The following is a 23,925-nucleotide window of genomic DNA, read 5'->3' on the forward strand; positions in this document are numbered from 1 at the left end:
ATGCGTACAGCGACCGGCGAGTTCCAGCGCGCCCGCGACCACCTGTTGTCCTCCTACGGGGACCTGCCGCGCGCCCGTGCCTTCCCCCGGCCCGACCTCGGCGAGACGTTCAGCTGGGTCGCGGACTGGTTCGACGTCGTCTCCGACGGCAACGACGCCACCGCGCTGCGCGTGGTCGACCTGGACCGGCAGGGCTCGGTCCTCGCCGACACGGCGCTGAGCTTCGCCGAACTGGCCGAGCGATCCCGGCGGGTCGCCGGGTGGCTGCGGTCGATCGGCGTGCGGCGCGGGGACCGCATCCTGCTCATGCTCGGCAACCGGGTGGAGCTGTGGGAGTGCGTGCTGGCCGCGTTCCGGCTGGGCGCCGCGGTGATCCCCGCGGCCGTCCAGCTGACACCCGACGACCTGGCCGAGCGGCTGGAGCGCGGCGAGGTGCGGCACGTCATCGCGCAGACCGATCTCACCCCCAAGCTCGATGTCCTGCACGGCGGTTGGACGCGCGTCGCCGTCGGGGACCGCGTTGCGGGCTGGCAGGACTACCAGCGGGCCTACGCGGCCGCACCGCTGCGGGAGGCGGTACGGACCCGGCCCGAGGACCCGTCGCTCATCTACTTCACCTCGGGTACCACCGCCCGTCCCAAAATGGTCGGGCACACCGGGCTGAGCTATCCGGTCGGTCACCTGTCGACCATGTACTGGATCGGCCTGCGCCCCGGTGACGTGCACCTGAACATCTCCTCGCCCGGGTGGGCGAAACACGCGTGGAGCTGCCTGTTCGCCCCCTGGAACGCACAGGCGACGGTCCTGGTCGTCAACCAGCCGCGGTTCGCGGCGCGTCCGCTGCTGGAGATGATGTCGCGCTGCGCGGCAACCTCCTTCTGCGCTCCGCCCACCGTGTGGCGCAGCCTCATCCAGGAGGACCTCACCCGGTGGCCGATGTCGCTGCGCGAGGCGGTGGCCGCCGGAGAACCGCTGAACGCGGAGGTCGTGCACCGCATCCGTGACGCCTGGGGCGTCACGGTACGGGACGGCTACGGGCAGACCGAGACGACCGCCCAGATCGGGACGCCGCCGGGGATGCCGGTCGTGGAGGGCGCGTTGGGCTGGGCCCTGCCGGGCTACGACGTGGCGCTCCTTGACCCACAGACCAACACCCCCGTGTACGGCGGCTCCGCGGAAGGCGAGATCTGCCTGCCGCTGGCCGGCCGGCCGCTGGGTCTGATGAGCGGGTACCTCGGCGATCCCGAGGCGACCGCGCGCGCCATGCACGGCGGCCACTACCACACCGGTGACTTCGCCACCCGCGACGCCGAGGGCCTCTTCCGCTACCAGGGACGCGGTGACGACGTCTTCAAGGCGTCCGACTACCGGATCTCTCCCTTCGAACTGGAGAGCGTGCTGCTGCGGCACGCGGCCGTGGCCGACGCCGCGGTGGTGCCCTCACCCGAGCCGCTGCGGCTGGCCGTGCCCAAGGCCTACGTCGCGCTCGCCGCCGACTACCGGCCGGAGGCGCAGACCGCACAGCAGATCCTCGCGCACGCCCGCGAACACCTCGCTCCCTACAAGCGGATACGCCGGATCGAGTTCGCCGAACTGCCCAAGACCATCTCCGGCAAGACACAGCGGGCCGAGCTGCGCAGGCGCGAGGAGCAGCGGCTCACGCGCTCGGCGCAGGAGTGGTGGGAGGAGGACTTCCACAGCTAGCTCCCCGCTCCACCGGGTGTGTCCGCCGGGGCGGTGTCGTCCGCCGCGCATCAGGCGCACTTCATCCCAAGGGTGCGGGCTGCGCCGCCGGCGGACCGGTCACCGGCGCAGCCCGCACGGCCGCGGCCCTCGGCCCTCGGCCCCCGGCCCCCGGCCCACAACCTCATCGACACAGTCGACCATCGAGCCTCGGAGACGCCATGAATCGTGTCCTCACATCCGAGGGGCAGCGCAGAAGAGCCGTACTGAGCAGCCTCATCGGCAACAGCATCGAGTTCTACGAGTTCCTCATCTACGGGTCGTTCTCGTCGCTGTATTTCGGCAAACTGTTCTTCCCCTCCTTCGCCCCCGCCACCGGAACGCTGCTGTCGCTGTCGACCTTCGCGGTCGCGTTCGTGGGCAGGCCCCTGGGCGCCTTCGTCTTCGGCCACTTCGGGGACCGGCTGGGTCGCAGGACGACGCTGATCACCACGCTCACCGTGATGGGCGGCGCAACGGTCCTGATCGGCCTGCTCCCCACCTACCGGACCATCGGCGTCGCCGCCCCGATCCTGCTGACGGTCCTCCGGTTCGTCCAGGGGTGCTCGCTCGGCGGGGAGTCCAGCGGCGGATTCCTGATGGCGCTGGAGAACGCCCAGCCGAACAAGCGGGGCTTCCTCACCGCCGTCGTCGGCACCGGCAACGCCTGGGGGCTGCTGCTGGCCAACGGGGTCCTGCTGCTCGTCACGCTGCTGCCGGACCGGCAGGTGCTGTCGTGGGGGTGGCGACTGCCGTTCCTGTTCAGCGCGTTCCTCGTGGCCTTCGCGTTGCGCGTCCGGCTGCGCCTCGTTGAGACCCCCGAGTTCGAGGAGGTGAAGTCGGCGGGCGCGGTCAGTGCCGTACCGGCGCTCGCGGTCCTGTCGCGGCACGGTCTGCTCACCCTGTGCGCGTCGCTGTCGGCGCTCCCGATGTTCCTGGTGTTCTACCTGGGGTCGGTGTTCTCGCTCAAATACGCGTCGACCATCCATGTGGGCCGCTCGGAGATGCTGGCGCTGCTCGCCGGGTCGTGCGTCTTCCTGATCGTCGCCATGCCGTTGTTCGGCCGGCTGGGTGACCGCCGCAGCCGCAAGGCGGTCTTCGTCGGCGGCATCGTCGTCATGACGGTGGCCCCGTTCGCCTGGTTCCCGCTGCTCGGGACCGGGTCGTTGCCGCTGATGGCACTCGGCTTCCTGGCGCTGTTCGCCGGGTTCGCCGCGAACTACGGCGTTCAAGGGGCGTTCTTTCCGCAGCTGTTCCCCACGGCGCTGCGGTACTCCGCGATGTCCATCAGCTACAACGTGGGCGGTCTGCTCGGCGGCGCCGTCAGCCCGCTCATCGCCGCGTCCCTGCTCAGCAAGTACCACAGCTGGACGCCCATCGCCCTGTACATGGCGGCGGCCGGTGTGATCGGCCTGGTCGCATCGCTGTTCCTGCGGGAGCGCCCCGCCGGCTCGCCGGTGCAACACACCGCCGCCGCACCGACGCTGGCCGCGCCTGCCGACGTCGCCGCCGCCGCCCGGAGCTGAGGACAACCGGCGCACGTCTCTGTTCGATCTCCAGTGAGGAAGTTCCCCATGTCGTCCCTGTCCATCACCAGTTGCCCCGTTCTCGATCCCACCGGCCGGGCGATGCACGCCGAGGCCACCTCGCTGCGCGAGGCGCCGGCCGTGCTGGTGAACCTTCCCGGCCCCGTCCGCGCCTGGGCGGTCACCCGGCACAGCGTCATCCAGGCGTTGACCAACGACCCGCGCGTCTCGCGCGACATACGCCGGCACTGGCCCGACCTGGCCCACATGCCCGACGGCTGGCCGCTCGCCGCCCTCGCCCTGCAGCAGAGTTTCTTCAACTTCTACGGCGAGGAGCACCGCAGGTCCCGCCGTCGCGTCGCGCCCACGTTCTCACCGCGGCAGGTGGAACGCATGCGTCCGCAGGTCCAGGCGACCGCCGACCGGCTGATCGACGCGCTGGCCGAACTGCCCCCGGGGGCCGTCGCCGACATCCGCCAGGCCCTGGCTCTGCCGCTGACCATCACGGTCATCTGCGACCTGTTCGGCGTCCCCGACCACCTGCGCACCAAGATCGGCACAGGGATCGACGCCGTGCTGAACTCCTCGCTCGGGCCGGAGGAGGCGCTGGCCGCCAACAACAACCTGTACGAGCGCCTCGGCGAACTGCTGCGGTACAAGCGGGAGCACCCGGCCGCCGACCTGACCAGCGACCTGCTGCTGCCCTCCGACCCCGGTCAGGAGCCGATGTCGGAGGACGTCCTGCTCGGCACGCTGTTCCTCATGATCGGCGCCGGTTACGAGACCACCGTCAACCTCATCACCAGTGCCGTCCACGCCGTACTCGACCACCCCGAGACCCTCACCCGGGTCCAGGAGGGGACCATCGGCTGGCAGGACGTCATCGAGGAGACGCTGCGCGTCGAGGGCCCGATCATGCACATACCGATGCGCTGCGCCCTGGAGGACATCGACCTGGGTGAAGGCGTCGTCATCCGCAAGGGCGATGCGATCACCGTCGCCTTCGCGGCCGCCGGACGCGATCCCGAGCTGCACCCGCAGTGCCCGGAGCGCTTCGACCCCACGCGCTCCAGCAAGGAGCACCTCGCGTTCGGTCACGGACCCCACTTCTGCCTCGGCGCGCACCTCGCCCGACTCGAAGCGGACGTCGCCCTGAGCACGCTCTTCAGTCGGCTGCCCGAGCTCGCCCTGGCGCACCCCGGGCAGCAGCCGGCGCGCGTGGAGTCCTTCATCATCAACGGCCCCCTGGGCCTGGAGGTCGTACCCCGGCCGGCATGACCGTGCCTGCGCCGCCGGCGTCGCCCCCGAGGCTCGGGGCGGCGCCGGCGGCATGTCCTTGTCCGTGTCGTCAGCCGGGTCACCGGCCGGCTCCCACCGTGCCGCAGGCCATGTCACTCGACCAGCTCTCACCGTGCCGCAGACCGTGTCACCCGACCACCTTTCACCGTGCCGCAGACCGTGTCACCCGACCACCCTTCACCGTGCCGCAGACCGTGTCGCCCGGCCCGCTCCACCGCGGCGTCGGCCGGGATGGCATCCCGGCCGACGCCGTTCGCCGGTCCCGTCCGGAGCGGCCGCCGACCGAGCGGGGACTCGGGCCCGGACCGGATCGGACCGGCCCGACCCGACCCGACCCGACCCGCCAGCAGAATGACGCACCGGCGACGCGGCAAGACGAGACGGCTGCGCGGCAGGGCGGCGACAAAGCGCGGCCGGCACGCAGACGACGCAGCGGCGCCCGGCGGGAAATCCCGCCGGGCGCCACTGCCTGCGTCGTGCCGGTCGCCGTGGTCAGCCCCAGAGCTGGCCGAGCGCCGCCGGCGAGCGGTGGCGCAGCGTGTTGTCCAGGTGGATGGAGCGGGCGACCCGCTCCGACTGGATCCGGGTGGAGGCGATGAGCAGCGGCATCACCGAGCCGCCCTCGGGCAGGCCCGCGTAGTACAGCCCCGGCAGGGTGCCGGCCCCCGCGCGGTGCACGGGCATGCCGCTGTCGTCCAGGGCGGTACGGGGCAGGATGCCGTAGTCGGGCACGAATCCCGTGGCCCACACGATCGTCGTGATGTCGAGGGCGGCCAGGTCCAGCTCTTCCCCGTAGTCCGCGAACTGCGAGGCGTCGAAGGGAGGTACGGGCGTGCGCTCGGGCACGGTCAGGCCGTACTGCTCTATCGCGGTGTCGATGGCCTCGAGGAGTTCGGTCTCGGCGCGGGCCGCGTCCCGCGCGATCGCGCGGACGTTGTCCTCCAGCAACAGGATGCCGTCCCGCACACCGCGGACACTGCCGACGAGCGTGACGCCCTTGCGGGCCAGCACACCGAGGCTGAGGTCGCGGCCACCGGCCTTGCCGCTGAGCACCGACACGCCGGGCAGGACCGGCGAGTTGCCGCGCCCGCCGGACGCGGACTCCAAGTTGCCCTCCAGCGGCAGCAGTTGCAGCCAGTCCAGGACCTGGGCGCCCCGGTAGCGGCGCGGCGAGGTCTTGTGCCGGCCGACCGCGAGGTACACCTGCCGGCCAGAGTCTCGCAGGTCCTCGGCGATCTGCTGGCCGCTGTTGCCCGAGCCCACGACGAGCACCGCGCCGGGCGGCAGGGACTGGGGGTCGCGGTAGTAGCGGGTGTGCAGCTGGGTGACCGACGGGTCGATCCGGGCGGTCAGTTCGGGCAGGCGCGGCGAGGAGTAGCCGCCGAGGGCGGCGACGACGTTGCGGGCCTCGACGCTCTGGCCGTTCTCCAGGTGGAGCCGGAAGCGTGCGTCGGGGTGGGCGGGGGTGTCGACGGGTGTCTCGACCGACCGCACGGGCGTGTGCTCGCGCACGTCGATGCCCGACTCGGCGACGTAGCGTCGCAGCCGCGAGGCGACCTCGCGGGCCGGCATGTACCCCTCGGGGTCGTCGCCGTCGTAGGGCATGCCGGGGAAGGTGACGGTCCGGTTGGGCGTGTTGACGCGCAGGCTCTCCCAGCGCTCCTTCGCCCAGGCCTGGCCGGTCTCCCCCCGCTCGAAGACCACCGCCCGGTAGCCGAGGCGGGCGAGGGAACCCGCGACCGAGCAGCCTTGCTGGCCCCCTCCGACGACGGCGGTCTCGACGAATTCGGTCATGATGGCAGCGCTCCTGGTCCGCTTGGAATGGGGTTTCTCGTCACGCGGTGGTGCGTCGTGGGTCGGTTCACGCGCCGGTGGCGCGGGCCCAGGGCAGTACGACGGTCTTGCCGGTGGCCTGGTCGGCCTCCATGCGGCGGTGGGCGGCGGCGATGTCGTCCAGGGCGAAGACGCGGTCGAGGTCGGGCCGGTAGACGCCCGCCTCGACCTCGTCGACGATCCGCTGCAACAGCCCCTGGCCGGTGCTGCCCTTGAGGGTGTCACTGTGAAAGGCGGTGAGCCTGGTCCCGGTCGGGATCATGGCGATCGGTTCGAAGTCGGGGATCAGCCAGCCGCTGAGCGAACCCGCCACGCACACCGTCCCGCCGCGGCGCACGAGCCGCAGCGAGTCCACCACGGTGCTGGTCCCCACGAGGTCCAGGACGTGGTCGGGGCCGTGGGGCCACAGCGCGTGCACGGCGTCCGCCAGCGGCCGGGCGTCGTCCAGCAGGACGTGGTCGACGCCGGCCGCCTTCAGCGCCTCGGCCTTGCCCCTGTTGCGGGTGGTGGCCGCGATGTCGACGCCGAGGGCGGCGGCGATCTGCGCCGCCGCCAGCCCCACCGAGGAGGTCCCGCCGCGGATCAGCAGCCGTTCACCGGGTGCGATTCCCAGGGCGTCCAGGGAGCCGCGCGCGGTCAGGTAGGTCTCGGGCAACGCGGCCAGGACCTCCCACGGCAGGGTGGTGGTCACCGGCATCAGCAGGGCGTTCGGCAGCAGCGCGTACTGCGCGTAGCCGCCGTCGAACTGGCGGCCCATCTCCCCCATCACCGCCGCGACCGTCGTCCCGACCGGCAGCCGGGGGTCGGTGGAGTCGGCCACGGTACCCACGCACTCGATACCGAGCACGCGGGGGAAGGAGACACTCGGGGAGTGTCCCTGACGGGTCCTCAGCTCGGAGCGGTTCAGGCCCGCGCCTTGCACACGGACCAGGCTCCAGCCGTCGCGGATCTCCGGGATGGGCAGATCGCGGATCTGCAGTACCTCGGGACCGCCCGCCTCCACGCAGACCGCCGCGCGCATCGTCGTACTCACATGCCACCACCTTGCGGATGCCCGGAAGCCGGTCAGGCTTCGTCCACGACGTCGAGGGACGGCGCCCAGCGGGGGATCGCCTCGCGTCCCGAGGGCAGCCGCAGGCTGCGGCTGAAGCTGTACTCCTGCAAGGTCTCCAGGGCGTGCTCACGGCCGTACCCGCTGGCGCCCACGCCGCCGAACGGGGTGCCGGTGAACGCGCGGTTGTAGTGGTTGACGAACACCACGCCGGCCCGCAGCTCGCGGCTGACCCGCAGGGCGCGCTCGGAGTCGCCGGTGAACACGCCGGCGACCAGGCCGAACTCGGTGCCGTTGGCGATGCGGACGGCCTCGGCCTCGTCGCGGAAGGGGATCAGGCACACGACCGGCCCGAAGATCTCCTCCTGTGCGATCCGCATGTCGGGGGTGACGCCGGTGAACAGGGTCGGCGGCACGTAGTAGCCGTCCGCCAGTTCCGGGTCGGTGGGCAGGGGTGCCTGCGCGGCGATGGTGGCGCCCTCGCCGACGCCGATCTCCAGGTAGTCCAGCACCCGCTGTCGCTGCGCGGGGCTCACCAGCGGCCCGACATGGGTGCCCGCGTTCGAGCCGGCGCCGACCTTCAGCCGCCGGACGGCGGACGCGAGGCGGCGGGCGACCTCGTCGTGCAGGTCGGCGTGGACCAGGACCCGTGAGGAGGCCGTGCACGCCTCGCCCTGATTGAAGTAGCCGCCCTCGACCGCCCAGGGCAGGGCTGACTCCAGATCCGCGTCCTCGAAGATCATCAGGGCGTTCTTGCCGCCGAGTTCCAGCAGCGTCGGCGTCAGGTTGTCGGCGGCCGTCTTGATCACCGCCCGGCCCGTGGTGGGCGCGCCGGTGAAGGAGATCTTGCCGACCAGCTTGTGGCCGGCCAGATGGGCGCCGATCTCGCCGCCGCCGGGCACGATGTGCACGACGTCGTCCGGCAGTACCGACTGGACCAGCTCGGCGATGCGCAGCACCGACAGCGGCGCCTGCTCCGGCGGCTTCATGACCACGGCGTTGCCTGCCGCCAGGGCGGGGGCGAGCTTGCCCGCGGTGTGCAGCGGGGGCCAGTTGAACGGCACGATCGCGCCCACCACGCCGAACGGCTCGCGCACCGTGACGTCGAGCATGCTGCCCGCGTCGCGGGCCTGGCCGGGCATCGCCTCGCACAGGCCGGCGAACATCTCGAAGATGGTGACGGCGCCCTCCAGGTCGAACTGGCGCGCCTGGGTGAACGGCTTGCCGTTGTCACTGGACTCCAGCGCCGCGATCTCGTCGGCGTGCTCGCGGATCACCTGGGCGACCTTCCACAGCCACCGGCCACGCTCGCGCGGGGTGCGGGCCTTCCACGCGTAGTGGGCTTCGTGGGCGGTCCTGACCGCCTCATCCACCTGGTCGGCGTCGGCTCCCTGGACGACCGTCAGGGGCCGGCCGGTCGCCGGGTCGTCCACGGTGAACCGGTCGGCCTCGTTCTCGGACGACCAGCGGGTACGCAGGACTTGTACGGCTTCGACGGTCGTGGACACGGAATCCTCCTGATAGTGCGCCGGGCGCGCCCGGCTTCGGCTGGTGGTGGGGCTCAGTTGTGCGGGGCGAGTCGTTCGCACAGCACCGAGGCGATCCGCTCGGCGACCACGATGGCGGGGACGTTCGTGGCCACGCGGGGCATCACCGGGAACACCGACGCGTCCGCGACGGTCAGTCCCTCGACGCCGCGTACAGCGCCGTCGGCGTCGACCACGGCGGTCGGGTCGTCCGGGCGGCCCATGCGCATCGTGGCGCTGCCGTGGTTGTAGTGCGCCGGCGCGCGGCGGACGGCGTCGGCCAGTTCCCGGTCGCTGATGTCCGGGCCCGGCACCCGCTCGTCGAACAGCAGGTCGGCCAGCGGGCGGGTGCGGGCCAGGCGGCGGGCCAGACGTACCCCGTCGGCGACCCGTTCGGCGTCGTCGGCGGCGGTGTACATGCCGAGGTCGATCGTCGGCGCGGCCTCGGGGTCACGCGACGACAGCCGGACGCTCCCGCGGGAGCGGGGCTGCACGCAGGAGACGAAGAAGACCATGTCCCAGCCGGTGGGGTGGTTCTCGGCCCGCGGCACGAACTGCTCGGGCAGGCTGCCTGCCGGCACGGCCGCCGAGGGCAGGATCTGTACGTCGAAGTCGGGCTCGTCCGGCCCGGTGGCGACGCTGAGGACGCTGCCGAACACCGACCGGGCCTCGGCCCGGGGCGGCTTGGCCGCGTGGACGTTCCAGTAGGCGGGGTGCTCGGTGAGGTTGCGTCCCACTCCGGGAAGGTCGGCCACCACACCGATACCGAGCGCCGTCAGGTCGCCGCGGTCGCCGATGCCCGAACGCAGGCTGATGGCGGGCGAGTTGTAGGCGCCGGCGCTGAGCACGACGTGCCGGGCGGGGATCTCCTCCCCGGTGGCCAGTCGCACGCCCCGGGCCCGGGTGCCGCTGAACAGCACCCGGTCGACCAGCGTCTCGCCGCGCACCTGGAGGTTGGGGCGGTCACGGACCGGGTTGAGGTAGCCGATGGCGGTGCTGAGCCGTATGCCGTCGGCCGCGCTGAGCGGGGTGCGGGCGAATCCCGGCGCGCCGGGCGCGTTGAAGTCGGCGACCTCCGCGTACCCGAGTCGCACGCCGGCCTGCTGCGCGGCGACGGCGTGCTGTCCGAGGTCCTCCGGGGCGCCCAGCGTCATGCGGTAGGGGCCGCCCAGGCCGTGGTACTTCTCCTCGCCGTACGGGTAGTGCTCCATCTCCTGGTAGAAGGGGAGCATCTGCGGGTAGCCCCAGGCGGGGCCGGCCGCGGCGGCCCACGCGTCGTGGTCGGCGGGCCGGGCCCGCATGGCGACGCAGACGTTGACGGCGGAGCAGCCGCCGATGACGCGGCCCCGCGGAACGGGCACCTCGTTGCCGAAGGCGTCCGGGACGGAGCGGTAGCCCCAGTCGTAGGTGTACGGGGCGTAGGTCGCGTCCTTGATGTCCGGCGGTGTGTCGTCGGTGGTGGCGAAGTCGGGGCCCGCCTCCAGGAGCAGCACCGAGCGCCGCGGGTCGGCGCTCAGCCGGTTGGCGAGGACGCAGCCGGCGGATCCGCCGCCGATCACGATCACGTCGTAGGTCATGGCGGCCGCCTACCCGGACCCGGGTCGGCCGGCGGCGCGTCGCGGGCCGGGAGCTGGTGCGGTCATGATGCGGCCTCTCGCAGGGTCGGGACGTTCCAGTGCAGGTGCAGTTCCTCGAATCCGCGCGCGATGACCAGCCGTTCGCGGCTGCGGGAGTCGGCGGGGCCCAGGCGCAGGCCGGGGAGCCGGTCGAAGAGCAGCGGGATGGCGACGCGCAGCTGCAGGCGTGCCAGGGAGGCGCCGAGGCAGGCGTGGACGCCGCGGCCGAAGGCCATCTGGTGCCGGCGGGGCCTGCCGCTCAGGGCGAACTCGTCCGGGTTGGCGAACACGCACCCGTCGCGGTTGGCGGAGCCCCAGTGGACCATCACGCGGTCGCCGGGCACGAGGCGCCTGCCGGCGAGTTCCGTCTCCCGTGTCACGGTGCGGAACAGGCCCTGCACCGGGGATTCGAAGCGCAGGATCTCCTCGACCATCGCCTCGGCGGAGGCCTCGCCGGCGCGCAGGGCCGCGAGCTGGCGGGGGTTCTGCAGCAGGGTGACCAGGCCGTTGCCGATGGCGCGGGTGACCGTGACGTGTCCCGCGATGATCAGGTTCATCACGATGCGCATCAGTTCCACGTCGTCGAGTCCGTGCTCGACGCCGTACTGCGCCAGCGAGGAGACGAGCGAGTCCTCGCCGGCCCGGTCGGTGTCGTCCAGCAGCCCCATCACGTAGTGCTGCATGGTGACGACGTCATGGGCCCAGTCGACCCGCTCGGCCGGCTCGCCGGTGCCGACGGACAGCTTCAGCCAGTTGGAGCTCCACTGGCGCAGCAGCGGCACGTCCTGGGACGGCACGCCCAGGATCCGTGCCATGACGATCAGCGGCAGGGGCCAGGCGTAGCCCTCGATGATGTCGGCCCGGCCGTCCCCCGCGAACCGGGCTATCAGTTCCTCGGCGGTGTCCTGGACGAAGGGCTCCAGCGCCGCCACGCGCCGGGGTGTGAAGACGCGGTTGACCGCCACACGCAGCCGGGTGTGCTCCTCGCCGTCGCTCTCGGTCAGGTTCGGCGTCAGCGCCCAGCCTTCGGCCAGGACCTGCTTCACCTCGTCGGACTCGGGTCCCGCGGTGATCCGCACCGCGCTCTCGGAGGAGAACGTCTCGGGGTCGTGGACGACGCGCACCACGTCCTCGTGGCGGCTGAGGATCCAGATGTCCCGGTCCCGGTCGTGGAGCACCGGGCACTGCGCGCGCATCTGCGCGTAGACGGGGTAGGGGTCGGCCAGTTGCTCGTCGGAGGTGGGGTCGAAGGCCGGCGTGGCGGTCATCGGGGACCCTCCCGCCGCGGCCTGCCGGCGGGGCCGCGCGATGTCGGCCCGCCCGGACGGCCGGGGTCGAGTCGGATGACGGACATCGGTGTTCTCCCTCGTGGTGTGGGGGCCGGGGTCACTCGGCGGCGGCCAGAGCGGGCACCGCGTCGAGCTGCCCGCGCCCGGCGGCCAGCGGCCAGGCGGCGCCGGCGTGGTCCGGGTCCGCCGTATGGACCAGGGGCGTCACCGGCTCGGACAGGAAGGTGTCGTGGACGATCTGGGTGGCCGCGGCCAGGTCGCTGCGACCGGTCAGCACGCTGAGCCGGTTGGAGGTGACGTGGAGGTCGGTGCGCGCGGCGCCGACCGAGCGCAGGGCTTCCAGCAGCCGCACCGGCGCGTAGGGCCGCCGGCCGATGCCCAGGCCGACGACGGAGAGCCGGGCCAGGTTCATCGTCCAGTGCGCCTCGTCGAGGCGGATGCCGCGGTCGGTGTCGGCCAGCAGTTCCCGCATCTCCTCCACACTGCCCTCGGGCAGCGTGAGCGCGATGTCGCCGGCGTCCTCGGTGCCGAGGTTGCCGTAGCGGCGCAGCTCGACCTCGGTCTCGCGCTCGACCAGTTCGCCGAGCAGGCGCAGGACATGGTCGGAGGTGATCCGCCGCAGTACGCAGCGGACCAGGCCGGAGCGCCCCGCGACCCCGGCGATGGGGTGGAGGCGGCCTGCGGGAGTCCACGACTCCCCGGATGCCGCCCCGGCGGCGCGTCGGCCATCACCGACCCAGGTCTGCGGGCCGATCGCGGCGCTGTTGGAGCGCACCTTCAAATCGACGCCGTGGGTTCGCGCGTAGTCGACCGAGTCGGAGGCGAGCACCTTCGCGCCGCTGACGGCCAGTTCGGCCATCTCCTCGTACAGCAGGGCCGTGTGCCGACGGGCGCCGGCGACCGTGCGGGGGTCGGCCGTGTAGACGCCGGCGACATCGGTGACGATCTCGCAGTGGTCCGCGCCGAGCGCGGCGGCCAGGGCGACGCCAGTGGTGTCGGAGCCGCCGCGGCCCAGGGTCGTGCGGGCTCCGGTGACGATCGACTCGCCCTGGAAGCCCGCGACGACGGGGACGGCTCCCCTGGCGAGTTCCTCCCGCAGTCTGCGCGGGTCCACCTCCACGATCGTGGCCCGGCCGTGGCGGTGGTCGGTGCGGATTCCCGCCTCGGGACCGCTGAACGAACGGCTCGCGACGCCCTGGTGGCCCAGCGCCAGCGATACCAGTCCGGCGGACGCGGCCTCGCCCGTGCACAGCAGGGCGTCGAGTTCGCGTGCGTCGGGGCGGGCGGTCACCGCGGATGCCAGCCGGAGCAGTTCGTCGGTGGCCCCGCCCATGGCGGACACGACCACGACGACCTGGTTCCCGTCCTCGCGTGCCGCCCGGATCTGCCGTGCAGCTTCGATGACCTTTTCAGGTGTGGCGACCGATGTTCCGCCGTATTTCTGCACTATGAGCGCCATCTCACGCACTCTCTTCCTTCAAATCCGTGAAACGTGGAGGACGTTGCCCGAGCGCCCCGGTGACCGCCGGTTCCCGCGGCGGTCACGTGACCGGCGCGGGCTCTACTGCTCGTGGAGGAACTCCCGGATGGCGTAGCCGACGTGGCGCTGGTCGGTCATGGTGTGGCCGAGGATGACGTCACCGGGCCGCAGCTCGGTGAAGTTGTGCACACTGCCGCCGGGGCCGAGCGCCCGGACGTGCCAGTCGTCCTGACCGACCATGTCCACGAGCTGGCCGCTGCGGGTGCGGGCCTCGATCCGCAGCATCGGACGGGACTCCATCTTGATCCGGCCCACGACCACGGTGCGTACGCTGCCGTCGGTGCTGACGGCCAGGATCTCCGACCCGCAGTGCAGCTCGGACAGGTACTGGGTGCGGTTACCGGGCGTCAGGGTGTAGGAGGACAGAGCGGCCGCGTTCACCCGGAACGGGCGGGTGGGCATGTACGGCAGCGGGTGGGTCTCACTGCTGACGAGCACCAGGCCGGTGGAGTACGACCCGACCAGGATGCCCTCGTTGGGCCGCAGGTGGGAGCAGGTGTCGACGCAGACCCGGTCGCCCAGGCCGAGGTGGGTGAGCTGGACGATCTCCAGCTCCTCCATCTCCAGCGAGGCGGCCTCGCCCCGGGTGACCTGCATCAGTTCGGTGGCGTCGCCGACGCGCTTGGGCGCCAGCAGCACCGCGTCCGAGCCGCGCTCCAGCACCCCGAGGGTGGTGGCCGCGTCCTCGACGTCCTCGACGACGGTGACGATGGAGCCCTTGGCCTTGTCGGCCGCGGCCAGCAGGATCTCCAGGGGGATCTTGCTGGGGTCCTGACGGAACTCGACGAGGGTCAGGTCGGCCTCGTTGGCGATCCGGCAGGCGAGTTCGAGGGTCTGCTCGTCCAGCACCTTGACCAGGACACCGGAGCGCAGACCGGGGCGCAGGCCCTCGAACTTCTCGGCGATGCTGTGGTCGGCGATCAGGATGTCGACCACGTCGACGAGCTGGTCGATCAGGGTGGTGGGCGTCTCCCCGGTGACGACGGCGGCCTTCTGCACGTTCGGCGGGACCTTGCCGACCAGTTCGGGGTCGTCCAGCACCACGGTCTCGATGCCGATGTGGGTGCTTTCCTCGACGATGGCGGTGGCGAGTTCGGAAGCGGTGCCGCGGAGGTCGATCCATGCGGATTTCATGTTCGCACCTTTGATTGTGGGTGGCTTGCCTGTCGTGGTCGCGCCTGGCTGTCGGTGACGGGTCGTCACGGTGTGCGGTGGAGGGGAGGCCGGGTTGGCCGGGTGGAGCGGCGGGGTGCCGGTCAGACGGTCGCCTCGGACAGCTCCTGGCCCAGTGCGGCCAGGGCCGCGAGCGACCGGGGTCCGGCGTGGACGCGGCGGGCCACCGAGCGGGCCAGGCCGCCCGGGTCCGGTGCCTGGAAGACGTTGCGTCCGACGGCGACGCCGAGCACGCCGGACTCCATCGTGCTGTCGATGAGGTCGAGGAACTTCCCGGTGTCCTCCAGCACGCCGCCGCCGGCGGTGACGACCGGGATCGGGCTGGTCGCGACGACCTCGCGCATCGTCAGGGGCGAGCCGGTGTACGGCAGCTTCACGATGTCGGCGCCGAGGTCGGCCGCGACGTTCGCGGCGTGCGCCAGCAGGACGGGGTCGGTCGGATCGGTGACGCGGGGGCCTCGCGGGTAGACCATCGCGAGCAGCGGGAGGCCGAAGCGGGCGCATTGGCCGGCGACCGCGCCGAGGTCGGTGAGCTGGGCGGCCTCGGTGCTGGATCCCAGGTTGATGTGCACGCTGACGCCGTCGGCGCCCAGGGCGACCGCCTCTTCCACGGCGCCCACCAGGATCTTCGCGTCCGCGTCCGGCGCGTGCTGCGTGCTGCCGTTGAGGTGGACGATCAGTGCCAGCCGCCCGAGCGCATCGGTCGGCAGGAACCGTACGCGCCCCTTGTGGACGATGATCCCGTCCACCTCGTTGGCGGCCATCTCCTGGACGAGCCCGGCGAATCCGGCGGCGGAAGCCACCGGGCCGTCGGCCAGCGAGTGGTCGAGCGGAACCAGGAACGTCGTCCCGGAAGCCGAGTGGACAATTCGCTGAACCCGACGGTCCTTTCCGGTCCAGCCGTATGCATCGGTCATTTTATTCAACACCCCGTCCCAAACCCAGATGACCAGATCAGTTGTCCGGTGCGCATTCGAAGCGCTTTCTGTGGAAGTTTCTCTGCGGTGTTTCCGGTGTTGCCTCAATGACCAAACCAAGGAATTCACCGACCCGTCAAGCCCTGCGATTTCCCCGCTTTTCAGCGTTTACCGCCGGCTGCCTCTGCTCGGGCGGATCCGACCGGCGCTGCGCCAGGCGCACGGAAAGGTCCTGCCACGCCCGCACGCTCGCCTGGGCGAGTTCCGCGACGAAGTCGAGGCAGTGGTCGGGCAGGTCGAGGACGAGCCCGTCCTGCGCCTGCGGGTCGATGGCGGCCACCGCGAGGATGCTCAGCAGCAGGCGGCCGGACTGGTTGAACCGTAGCGAGGGGTCGGTGCGCAGGGAGCGCAGCAGCGCGCTGGACCTGTCGAGCTTGCCCGGCACCGCGGTCGCGGCCTGCGCACGCGGCGCCTCCGCGCAGCGCGCGGGCGGGAGGCGAGGTCCCTCCGCCTTAGTCGCGGGCGGGATGCGCCGCTGATCGGGGATCACCGCCCTGGCCTCCCGTAGGAGCTGGTCGCGGACGTCGCGGACGGTGCCCGGGGACACGCCGGCGACCGCGCTCACCGCCCGCAGGGAGGAGGCAGGTTCCCGTAGGAGCATCTCCTTGGCGCGCTCCCGCCCGGCAGCGGTGCTGACGGGCCGCACGCGGCCGTCCTTGCCGAGCCTGGTCTGCCCGCCGGGCCGTCCGATCGCCTCGCGCAGGGCGGCGATCGTCTTGGGCGAGAGCCCGACGGCCGAGGCGATCGCGCGGTTCGACCAGCCCTCCTGCTCGGACAGGATGCGGGTGCCGGCCGCCTTGCGGTCGGCGAGCGACAACGGCAGTCCGTGCCGTACGTTCAGCCGCACCGCCAGGACGAAGGCGCTCGCGTCGTCGCCGTCGAACCAGCGCGCCCGGATGGCCTCTTCGCCTCGTAATTGGGCTGCGCGGACCCGGTGCACACCGTCGACGACCCGGTGGGTACCGCGCTGCACGACGATGGGCGGCAGCTCGGCCTGCGATTCCGCCAGGACCCGTACGTGCTCGCCGTTCTCCCCCGCGGAGCGCGGCGAGTGGGACAGATCGAGCGCCGCGATCGGGATCCATTCCGTGTCCGTACCGGCGTCCGATCCGGCGTACCGCGCCTCGGCGTCCACCTGATCCGGAGGGTGGACGCGCGCGTCCCGTCGCTGGAGCACTGCTTCGCTGTCTGCCACGTTCGACCACTCCTCAGCCACACCTGCCGCTGTCGGTCAGGGGCCGCGGATCCTGTGCGCACTCCGACGACCCACCATAAGAATACCTTCGCCAAGGTATTTTTTCTAGGAGCGTGGCACCCGACGCGGTGTGCAACCGGGGATTTCCCCGGTTGCACACCGGGCGACCTCGGGTGCCGGTGGCGGGGCGCCCCGAGCAGGGCGGCAAGGAGAACCCGCCGCCGCCGAGCGCGGGCCCGCACCGGCAAGCAGACAGACGGGCGGCCGCCGCACAGCCTCGGGGGTGGACCGTGCGACGGCCGCCGGACGCAGCGTAGCCCGGGAGTCCCACGGCGCGGCGAGGCGGCCCCACGGCAGCGGACACGGAGACGCACGCGGTGCGCACTGATTTCCAGGGGAATCGCGCACCCCAGCCGCGCGAGCGGAATTCCGGACGCCATCGCGAGCGCAATTGCCCGCCCCTCCCCCGCCACCCCGACAACCTGGCGTCCGTTTCTTTCCGCGCGCTAAGCTGACCGCGCCTTGGCCACCGGAGCCGTCTGCTCCCCTGCGCCGGCCCGGCCCGTGGTGGTCTTCTTCGGCTTTCAGCCGGGCTCATGTGCCGGAAAGAATTCGCGGTCACAGAAAGGCGTGGTCATGGGTAATGACTCACCAGGCACCACTGTGCGCGCTTCCGCAGGGAAAAGCCGGAAGCAGCGCATTGCCGAACTGTTCCGGGCCGAGCCGGAGCTCGCCGAGATCATGCCGGTGGCCGGCGTGTTCGAGGAATCCACCGGACGCGGGCCGCGCCTGTCCGAGATCGTCAGGCGTACCCTCACGGCGTACGCCGACCGGCCCGCACTCGGCGAGCGGGCCAGGCAGTACGTCAGCGTGGACGGCCGCGTCACCGCGCGGCTGCTGTCCCGGTTCGACACCATCTCGTACGGCGAGCTGTGGAAGCGGCTGAGCGCGGTCGCCGCCGACTGGTACCACCACCCGCAACACCCGCTGCGCGAAGGCGACTTCGTCGCGATCCTGGGCTTCGCCGGCACCGACTACACCACAGTCGATTTGGCCTGCGGTCAGGTCGGGGCGGTCGCCGTGCCCCTGCACACCAACGCCTCGGTCGACCACATCCGCCACCTGGTGGCGGAGGCCGCCCCGCGCGTCTTCGCCACCAGCACCGACCGACTGGCCACCGTGCTCGAAGCGCTGGCCGGGCAGAACTGCGTGCGGCGCATCCTCGTCTTCGACCACCGCCCCGAGCTCACCGAGCACCGGGAGGCACTGGCGGCGGCCGCCCGGCTGCTGGACACGACAGGTGCCCCGGTGTCCCTGGAGCTGCTGTCCGACGTCGTCGCCCGCGCGGGTGCGCTGCCGCCGGCGCCCGAACTGCCCCCGGACAGCAGTGCCGACGGCGCGCTGTCGGCTCTGGTGTACACATCCGGCAGCACCGGCACGCCCAAGGGTGTGATGTTCCCGGAGTCGACGGTGTCCCTGATGTGGCGCCCGCCCGCGGGACCCGACAACCAGTACCCGTTGATCACGGCCAACTTCCTGCCGCAGAGCCACCTGGTCGCCAGGCGGCTGGTGATCAAGACGCTGGCCACCGGCGGCACCGCGCACTTCGTGGCCAACAGCGACCTGTCCACCCTCCTGGACGACCTGTCGCTGATCCGGCCGACCGAGATCGCCATGGTGCCGCGGGTCTGCGAGCTGCTCTTCGAGAGCTACCACGCCCAGCTCAACCAGCGTGCGGCGCGCGGCGAGTTGAGCGAGACCGACCACGCCGAGGTCATCGCGCACCTGCGGGACCACGTGCTGGGAGGGCGGGTCATCCACGCCCCCTGCGGGTCCGCGCCGCTCGCCCCGGAGCTGGCCGCGTTCCTCCGCGACGCCCTGGACGTCCCCCTCCTGAACAGCTACGGCACGACGGAGACCGGTCTGGTCATGCTGGACCACCGCGTGCAGAGCCCCCCGGTAGTGGACTACAAGCTCGTGGACGTGCCCGAACTGGGCTACTCCACCGCCGACTCCCCCTACCCGCGCGGCGAACTGCTGGTGAAGACCGCGCTCATCACCCCCGGCTACTACCGGCGCCCCGAGGACACCGCCGGGGTGTTCGACCAGGACGGCTACTACCGCACCGGCGACATCATGGCCGAGACCGCGCCCGGCGAACTGGTCTACGTCGACCGCCGCAAGAACGTACTCAAGCTCTCCCAGGGCGAGTTCGTCGCACTGTCCAAGGTGGAGGCGGCGCTCGTCGCCAGCCCCCTGGTGCGGCAGGTCTTCGTGTACGGCAACAGCTCCCGTGCATACCTGCTCGCCGTGGTGGTGCCCACCCCCGAGGCGATCGCGCAGGCCGGTGACGAGGCGGCACTGAAGGCGGCGGTCAGCCGGTCGCTGCAGGTCGTCGCCGCGCAGGCCGGACTGGCGCCGTACGAGGTCCCGCGCGACCTGATCGTCGAGACCGTGCCGTTCAGCCAGGACAACGGTCTGCTGACCGACTCGACCAAGCAGCTGCGCCCGCGGCTGAAGGAGCGGTACGGCGAACGGCTCGAAGAGCGCTACGCCGAACTCGCCGCGGGTCAGGCCGCGGAGCTGCGCGCGGTGTGGCAGGGCCACGACCGCCCGGTGGCCGAGACGGTCGCCCGCGCCGCGCAGGCGCTGCTGCCGGGGCTCGATGCGGAGCCGGACCCGGAGCAGCGCTTCACCGATCTGGGCGGCGACTCGCTGTCGGCACTGTCGTTCGCGAACCTGCTGCGGGAGGTCTTCGGCGTCGAGGTCTCGGTCGGAACCGTCCTGGGGCCGGCCAACACCCTCGGCGAGATCACCACCCACGTGGAGCGGCTGCGCGGCGTCGCGGCGGGACAGCGGGCCACCTTCGCCGCCGTCCACGGCGAGCACGCCCCCTCGGTGCGGGCCGGGGAGCTCACTCTGGACAAGTTCATCGACGCCGCGACCCTCACCGCGAGCACAGCACTCCCCCGGCCGGTCAGCGAGCCACGCACGGTGCTGCTCACCGGAGCCAACGGCTACCTCGGCCGCCTGCTGTGCCTGGAGTGGCTCGAGCGCCTTGCCCCGGTGGGCGGCACGCTGGTCTGCCTGGTGCGCGCCGCCGACGACAGCGCCGCCCGGCAGCGCCTGGAGGAGTCCCTGGACAGCGGGGACACCGCGCTCAAGAGCCGCTTCGCCGAACTGACGGCCAACGGCGCGCTGCGGGTGCTGGCCGGCGACATCGGCGCGGCGCACCTGGGCCTTGGCGAGCAGGACTGGCAGCACCTGACCGCCACGGTGGACCTCATCGTGCACCCGGCGGCCCTGGTCAACCACGTGCTGCCGTACCGGCAGTTGTTCGAGCCCAACGTGGTCGGGACCGCCGAGGTCGTCCGCGCCGCCCTGACCACCCGGCTGAAGCCGGTCGTGTTCGTGTCCACCGTGGCCGTGACCGCACACGGCGCGGCCACGGCGGACGAGGACACCGACATCAGGGTCGACAGCCCGGAACGTGCGATCGACGACAGGCACGCGGGCGGCTACGCCACCAGCAAGTGGGCGGGCGAGGTGCTGCTGCGCGAGGCCCACGACCGGTGCGGGCTGCCGGTGACCGTTTTCCGCTCCGGCATGATCCTGGCGCACGCCCGGTACGCCGGGCAGCTCAACGTGCCCGACACCTTCACCCGCCTGCTGCTGAGCCTGATCGCCACGGGGATCGCGCCCGAGTCGTTCTACGGCGGCGCCGAGGGCGGCCGGCGCCCACGGGCGCACTACGACGGGCTGCCGGGGGACTTCGTCGCCGCCGCGGTGGCCGCCCTGGGCTTCCGTACCGACGGATACCGGACGTTCAACGTGGTCAATCCGCACGACGACGGAATCTCGCTGGACACCGTGGTCGACTGGCTGGCCGACAGCGGGATCACCGTCCGCCGGGTCGGCGGCCACCAGGAGTGGCGCGAGCAGTTCGAGGCCGCGCTGCAGGCGCTGCCACAGGCGCAGCGCCCGTACTCCCTGCTGCCGCTGATAGCCGCCTGGCGCGAGCCGCTCGTCCCTCGCACGACGTCGGCGCTGCCCGCGGAACGGTTCCGCGCAGCGGTGCGCACTGTCGGCATCGGCGCCGAGCGGGACATCCCGCACCTGTCCCGGCCGCTGATCGAGAAGTACGTCGCCGACCTGCGGCACCTGGGTCTGATCTAGTGCTCCGGTCGCGAACGCGTCGCCCGGGCCGGCCGGCCCGGGCGACGCGTTTCGGCCCGGACACCGATGCCCGGCCCGGAGCGCGACGGTGGCGGGATATCAGCACGCGATCCGGTCGTGCGCGGATATGATCACGTGCATGCGGTCCGCATCGGGCCGCGTCCACACAATAACATACCTTTGTGAAGGTTTCTTCTCTGGAATGGAGGATCCGTGTGACTCAGGAGCGTGCGGTCCGCACCCGGGAGGCGGTGCTCAAGGCTGCGGCGGAGGAGTTCGCCGCGCACGGCTACACGGGCACGACGCTGCTCGACGTGATCCAGCGCACTGGCATGACCAAGGGCGCTCTGTACGGGCATTTCTCCTCGAAGGAGGAGCTGGCGGCGGCGTTGATCGGGGAGGCCGGGGACGAGCTGAGCACGCGGGCGGCACGGGCCGGCGAGCCGGACGCGGCGGCGGTGCGCACGTTGCGGCAGACCGTGCTCGACATCGCCCGGCACCTCCGCCAGGACACGCGGGCCCGGTCCGCGTTGCGGCTCGCCGTGGAGAGCCCTCATCTGGACCGGCACGAGCCCGGACTGGTCCAGCGGATCTGCTTGCCGCTGACCCGTGCCGTCACGGAGGCACAGGCCGGTGACGGGAGCACCGGCGGATACCCCCCGGAGGCCGTGGCCCGCCTGTTGCTCTCGATCTTCTTCGGGGTTCCTCACCCCGTGCCGCGTGACGACGCCGACGCCGCGCGGCGGTTCGACGACCTGTGGACGGCGGTGTCCGGGCCGGCGAAGGACGGTCCGGCCGCTGCCCGCCCACACGAGCGCTGAAGCGCCGTCCGCCCTCGGCAGGCCGCTCGGCTCCGGTGGAGACGGGCGGGCCGGGCCGAGGGCGCACGACCATCTGTACGGCCGGTCAGGCGCCGTCCCGGCGACAGGCCACGCGGGCCACCGGACCCGGTGAGAGCAGGGCAGGGACGTCGAGCGCGGCGTGGGGGTCCAGCACCCGCGCCCGCGGCAACCGCGCCGTCAGTTCCGGCGAGCCGCCCACGATGACGGGGTGCCCCACCTCCGCCAGCATCGGCAGATCGGACAGGTGGTCCCCGTACGCGTAACACCGCGCCGGGTCCACGTCCGGACAGCGCCGCAGCGTGTCACGGACCGCCGCGCGCTTCGCCTCTCCGATACAGGGATCGCCCACCAGACGGCCGGTCAGCACTCCGTCCTGGATCCCGGGGACCGAGCACAGCAGGTGCGTCGCACCCACTTCGGCGGCGATGGGCGCGAGGACCGCAGGGAACGATCCGGACACCAGGATCACCGTGTCCCCTGCGTCGCGGTGCAGCTCCAGCGCCCGGCGTGTGGCGGCCAGGTAGAAGCCGGGTGCCCCCGACCGCTCGGCGTACCAGGCCTCGGCCAGCTCCGCGACCCGGGCGGCGGGCTCGCCCGCCCAGGTGCGGTAGTACAGGCGGTTCATGGCTTCCCGGGGAGCGCCGGCGGACGTCCGCAGGGACAGGTCCCGCCGGACGTCCGCCGCGAGGCGGGCACCTCTACTTCCGCGGGTGCCGCAGAAGTAGTACGCGAGGAAGTCGAACATCGACTTCCCTGCGATGAGCGTCTCATCGACGTCACTGAACACCAGGCGGCCCGACCGGCTCACCGCGGCCCCCACGGCAACGTCGTCGACCACTCGCCCTCGCCCCAGGCGGCGTACGCGCCGGCCGAGGCGTCCAGCCGCAGGGCGCCGTGCGCCGCCACCGTGTGCGTGTCCCGCCAGGCCCGCTGGACCTCGCTGGTGTCGTCCCGGGCGTGGGCACCGCCCGTCCTGAACAGCCGTTCGACGGCCTCCACCAGCAACTCGGCCGCCACCGCGGCGTCGCGCCGGTTGACCGCCTCGACGCGTGGCGCGGTGGGCTCGGCGTCGGCGCTGGCTCCGGCCCGCTCCAGCAGCAGGGCCACGGCGTCGATCTCGGCGGCGGAGCGCGCCAGCGCCCGCTGGACGGCCGTGTCGCCCAGGGCCGCCGGGCGCCCGGCGGGCGGGGTCGTCGCCCAGCGCGTGAAGGACCGCAGGGCGAGCCGGGCCGCGCCGAGCGCCGGCGCGCAGAACATCGGGCCGCCGGCCACATGCGCGGGCGCCTGGCGTGCCGGTGAGGCACCCGGCTCGACCACGGCGGCGAGCACGTCGCCCAGCGGGCAGGTGCGCCGGTCGGGGACGAACACCCCGCGTACGTCGACGGAGTTGCTGCCGGTGCCGCGCAGCCCGGTGCTGCGCCAGGTGTCCCGCACGATCACCTCGCAGCGCGGCACCGCCATCACCCATGCCGCGGCCCGCGCCGGACCAGCGGGGGTGACACCGGCCGCGACCGCGGTGTCGTCGACCGGGGCCGCGAGCAGGACCCAGTGGGAGAAGTCCACACCGCTGACACAGTCCCAGCGGCCGTCCAGCAGCCAGCCGCCCGGTACCGGGCGCGCCGTGCCGGCGGGCGGGGCCAGGGCGGCCGCGATCAGTGTGTCGGGGCCCTGGCCCCACAGCTCCCGCTGTCCTTCTTCGGGCAGCCTGGCGGCGAACCGCCCGTTCGCGGCCCATAACATGCCGCACCATGCGGCGGAGGGGCACTGCCCGGCAACCAGCGCCGTGGCGGTGATCAGGTCGGCGAAGCCGCCTTCCCGGCCGCCCCATCGGCGGGGCACGAAGTGACGTGCTGCTCCCGCCTCCTTGAGGGCGGTCACGACCGCGGGAGCCAGCCGCCGGTCTCGGTCCGCCGCCGTGGCGGCACGCCCTGCCGCCCGGGCGGCCCGCAGTACGGCGTCCTCGGCGAACGTGCCGCCTGTTCGCTCCGGAGGGAAAAGGCCGGATCGCTGCTTTTCTTGCGGCTCAGCATGATCGAGCATGATTCAGCTCCTTGTCGAGCCGGACAGGGATGTGAAAACATACTTTCTTAACGGTTTCTTAGTCGGAGGTACGGATGCCGCGAGAGCAGGAACCCTCCCTGCGCACGTACGCGTCGGCGC

16 protein-coding genes are annotated in these 23,925 nt (G+C 72.3%); 5 read left to right on the plus strand and 11 right to left on the minus strand.

Going from position 1 to position 23,925, the window contains the following annotated elements:
• The 3 genes from ACWDGI_RS40600 (at position 1) to ACWDGI_RS40610 (ending at position 4,526) form a co-directional block, all read left to right on the plus strand.
• Positions 1-1,704 carry an AMP-binding protein gene (locus tag ACWDGI_RS40600; protein ID WP_450768055.1) on the plus strand — a complete coding sequence of 568 codons (1,704 nt, stop codon included), beginning with the start codon at positions 1-3 and terminating at the stop codon, positions 1,702-1,704.
• Positions 1,705-1,904: 200 nt separating this feature from the next.
• The gene (locus ACWDGI_RS40605; protein WP_450768056.1) at positions 1,905-3,248 is read left to right on the plus strand and encodes an MFS transporter; all 1,344 of its coding nucleotides are present in this window, start codon (positions 1,905-1,907) and stop codon (positions 3,246-3,248) included.
• A 48-nt stretch (positions 3,249-3,296) separates the two neighbouring features.
• On the plus strand, positions 3,297-4,526 hold the full coding sequence (locus tag ACWDGI_RS40610; protein ID WP_450768057.1) for a cytochrome P450 family protein: 1,230 nt from the start codon (positions 3,297-3,299) through the stop codon (positions 4,524-4,526).
• A 513-nt stretch (positions 4,527-5,039) separates the two neighbouring features.
• On the opposite strand, the gene ACWDGI_RS40615 is transcribed toward ACWDGI_RS40610, so the two are convergent.
• The 9 genes from ACWDGI_RS40615 to ACWDGI_RS40655 form a co-directional block, all read right to left on the minus strand.
• Positions 5,040-6,341 (minus strand): flavin-containing monooxygenase, encoded by a 1,302-nt coding sequence (locus ACWDGI_RS40615; protein WP_450768058.1) that lies wholly within the window; start codon positions 6,339-6,341, stop codon positions 5,040-5,042.
• Positions 6,342-6,408: 67 nt separating this feature from the next.
• Positions 6,409-7,413 (minus strand): zinc-binding dehydrogenase, encoded by a 1,005-nt coding sequence (locus ACWDGI_RS40620; protein ID WP_450768059.1) that lies wholly within the window; start codon positions 7,411-7,413, stop codon positions 6,409-6,411.
• Between the two features lie 32 nt (positions 7,414-7,445).
• Positions 7,446-8,939 (minus strand): aldehyde dehydrogenase family protein, encoded by a 1,494-nt coding sequence (locus ACWDGI_RS40625; RefSeq protein WP_450768060.1) that lies wholly within the window; start codon positions 8,937-8,939, stop codon positions 7,446-7,448.
• A 53-nt stretch (positions 8,940-8,992) separates the two neighbouring features.
• Positions 8,993-10,534, minus strand: a complete 1,542-nt coding sequence (locus ACWDGI_RS40630) for a GMC family oxidoreductase (protein WP_450768061.1) — start codon at positions 10,532-10,534, stop codon at positions 8,993-8,995.
• 62 nt (positions 10,535-10,596) lie between these two features.
• Positions 10,597-11,841 (minus strand): cytochrome P450, encoded by a 1,245-nt coding sequence (locus ACWDGI_RS40635; RefSeq protein ID WP_450768062.1) that lies wholly within the window; start codon positions 11,839-11,841, stop codon positions 10,597-10,599.
• A gap of 118 nt (positions 11,842-11,959) precedes the next feature.
• Positions 11,960-13,321, minus strand: coding sequence for an aspartate kinase (locus ACWDGI_RS40640; RefSeq protein WP_450768063.1), 1,362 nt, complete (start codon positions 13,319-13,321; stop codon positions 11,960-11,962).
• A 102-nt stretch (positions 13,322-13,423) separates the two neighbouring features.
• Complete coding sequence (locus ACWDGI_RS40645) at positions 13,424-14,536, minus strand: 3-dehydroquinate synthase II family protein (protein WP_450768064.1); 1,113 nt, start codon at positions 14,534-14,536, stop codon at positions 13,424-13,426.
• Positions 14,537-14,658: 122 nt separating this feature from the next.
• The gene (locus ACWDGI_RS40650; protein WP_450768065.1) at positions 14,659-15,492 is read right to left on the minus strand and encodes a 2-amino-3,7-dideoxy-D-threo-hept-6-ulosonate synthase; all 834 of its coding nucleotides are present in this window, start codon (positions 15,490-15,492) and stop codon (positions 14,659-14,661) included.
• 136 nt (positions 15,493-15,628) lie between these two features.
• Positions 15,629-16,747, minus strand: coding sequence for a ParB/RepB/Spo0J family partition protein (locus ACWDGI_RS40655; protein WP_450768066.1), 1,119 nt, complete (start codon positions 16,745-16,747; stop codon positions 15,629-15,631).
• A gap of 663 nt (positions 16,748-17,410) precedes the next feature.
• On the opposite strand from ACWDGI_RS40655, the gene car reads away from it, so the two are divergent.
• Both car and ACWDGI_RS40665 read left to right on the plus strand, forming a co-directional pair.
• Entirely contained in the window at positions 17,411-20,923 is a 3,513-nt protein-coding gene (gene car / locus ACWDGI_RS40660; protein ID WP_450768067.1) for a carboxylic acid reductase, read from the plus strand.
• 215 nt (positions 20,924-21,138) lie between these two features.
• Positions 21,139-21,744: a TetR family transcriptional regulator gene (locus tag ACWDGI_RS40665; RefSeq protein WP_450768068.1), complete on the plus strand. Its 606-nt coding sequence runs from the start codon at positions 21,139-21,141 to the stop codon at positions 21,742-21,744.
• A gap of 85 nt (positions 21,745-21,829) precedes the next feature.
• Here ACWDGI_RS40665 and ACWDGI_RS40670 read toward each other — a convergent pair whose 3' ends face one another.
• Both ACWDGI_RS40670 and ACWDGI_RS40675 read right to left on the minus strand, forming a co-directional pair.
• Positions 21,830-22,573 carry an HAD family hydrolase gene (locus ACWDGI_RS40670; protein WP_450768069.1) on the minus strand — a complete coding sequence of 248 codons (744 nt, stop codon included), beginning with the start codon at positions 22,571-22,573 and terminating at the stop codon, positions 21,830-21,832.
• Positions 22,570-23,805 (minus strand): acyl-CoA dehydrogenase family protein, encoded by a 1,236-nt coding sequence (locus ACWDGI_RS40675; RefSeq protein ID WP_450768070.1) that lies wholly within the window; start codon positions 23,803-23,805, stop codon positions 22,570-22,572. Before ACWDGI_RS40675 ends, ACWDGI_RS40670 begins: the two co-directional genes overlap by 4 nt.
• Positions 23,806-23,925 lie beyond the last annotated feature (120 nt).

This window comes from Streptomyces sp. NPDC001220 (assembly GCF_053597895.1).